The organism is Collinsella aerofaciens (genome assembly GCF_040920445.1).
In the GTDB taxonomy this organism is placed as follows: domain Bacteria; phylum Actinomycetota; class Coriobacteriia; order Coriobacteriales; family Coriobacteriaceae; genus Collinsella; species Collinsella aerofaciens_BH.
Genome location: NZ_JBCOTQ010000026.1, coordinates 26,939 through 28,563, shown reverse-complemented (window position 1 = coordinate 28,563; position 1,625 = coordinate 26,939). Strand labels below are relative to the sequence as shown.

The following is a 1,625-nucleotide window of genomic DNA, read 5'->3' as shown; positions in this document are numbered from 1 at the left end:
GGTCACGGGTGACAAGGGCACCGGGTATGCCGGCACCGATATGCTGCCCCTGGGCCGCTGGGAGGGCGAGAGCTTTTCGACCTACTGTTCGACCTTTACGGGTCTGAGCGTGCACGACGTGTGCATCTATGGCCGCGGCGCCATCGACGGTCAGACCGATTTTGCCGAGGATAACTGGTGGAACAAGGACTTTAAGAATATCTTCCGCCCCGAGGAGGGCCGCGAGGTCGCCCGCCCGCGCATGATCTTCCTGTCCGAGTGCGAAAACGTGAGCCTTGCCGGCTTTACCGTCCGCAACAGCCCGGCGTGGAATATCCATCCCATTCTGTGCGAACACGTCGATGCCCTGTGCCTGTCCATCGAGGGTCCCAAGAACTCCCACAACACCGACGGTTTCGATCCCGAGAGCTGCGGCTTTGTTCGCATCCTGGGTTGCCAGTTCTCGGTGGGCGATGACTGTATCGCCATCAAGAGCGGCAAACTGGGCATTGAGTCCGAGCTTCGTCCCGCCACGCACGACGTGTTGATCTCGCACTGCTACATGCACGACGGCCATGGCGCCGTGGTGCTGGGATCCGAGGCAGCCGGCGGCATCAAGGACCTTACCGTGAGCAAGTGCCTCTTTGAACGCACCGACCGCGGCCTGCGCGTCAAGACCCGCCGCGGGCGCGGCAAGGACGCCGTCAACGAGGGCATTACCTTTGAGCACATTCGCATGGACGAGGTGCTCACGCCCTTCGTGGTCAACTCGTTCTACTTCTGCGACAAGGACGGCAAGACCGATTACGTGCAGTCTCGCGAGGCGCTGCCCGTCGACGACCGCACACCCGGCTTTGGTGCCACGACGTTTTGTGATATCGAGGCTACTAACTGCCACGCGGCTGCTGCTTACATCACGGGCCTGCCCGAGAGCAAAGTGACGCGCCTGACGTTCCAGGATGTCCACGTGACCTTCGCGCCGGATGCCGAGCCCTTTGTCCCGGCCATGGCCTGCGGCGTTGAGCCCATGGTGCGCCAGGGCATCATTGCGCAAAACGTCAAGGTGCTCGACCTGCAAAATGTGGTGATCGAGGGCCAGGACGGCGAGGAGCTGCAGCTCCAGAACGTCGACAAGGTTGTCCGTTCCTAACTCGGGTTGATGACCAGGGCTGCATTGTCGGATAAATCGGCAATGCAGCCCTTGTGCGATACGGCCGTGTGCGCTGCGCTACGCATCATGGTGAAAGGGAATACATGCTCAATAAAACGATTCCTGTCGGGGTCGATGGCTCGTCTGCCACGATTACGTCTTATGTTTTTGCCCCGACCGAAGATGCTTATGCTTTAAAACCGCTGCCTGCAGTTGTGGTCGTGCCAGGAGGCGGCTACGATCACGTTTCGCCGCGCGAAGGCGAGCCGGTAGCGCTCCGTTTGTTGGCGATGGGCTACCAAGCGTTTGTACTGAACTATTCGGTTGCTCCGGCTGTCTATCCGCTGGCATTGCAAGAACTCGCGCGAGCGGTCGATACCGTTCGAAGCCATGCGACGGAGTTTTGCGTCGATCCCAATCGAATTACGGTCATGGGTTTTTCGGCGGGTGGACACCTGGTTGGCTTGCTCGGGGCGCTTTGGGACCAACCCTGGCT

General features: G+C 60.4%; 2 protein-coding genes. Both read left to right on the top strand.

Annotation, left to right across the window (positions count from 1 at the left end; translation table 11 throughout):
- The coding region (locus tag AB5405_RS05650; protein ID WP_368137835.1) for a glycoside hydrolase family 28 protein at nt 1-1,129 on the top strand (1,129 nt) is incomplete at its 5' end.
- 104 nt (nt 1,130-1,233) lie between these two features.
- On the top strand, nt 1,234-1,625 hold a 392-nt coding region (locus AB5405_RS05645; RefSeq protein ID WP_368137834.1), incomplete at its 3' end, for an alpha/beta hydrolase.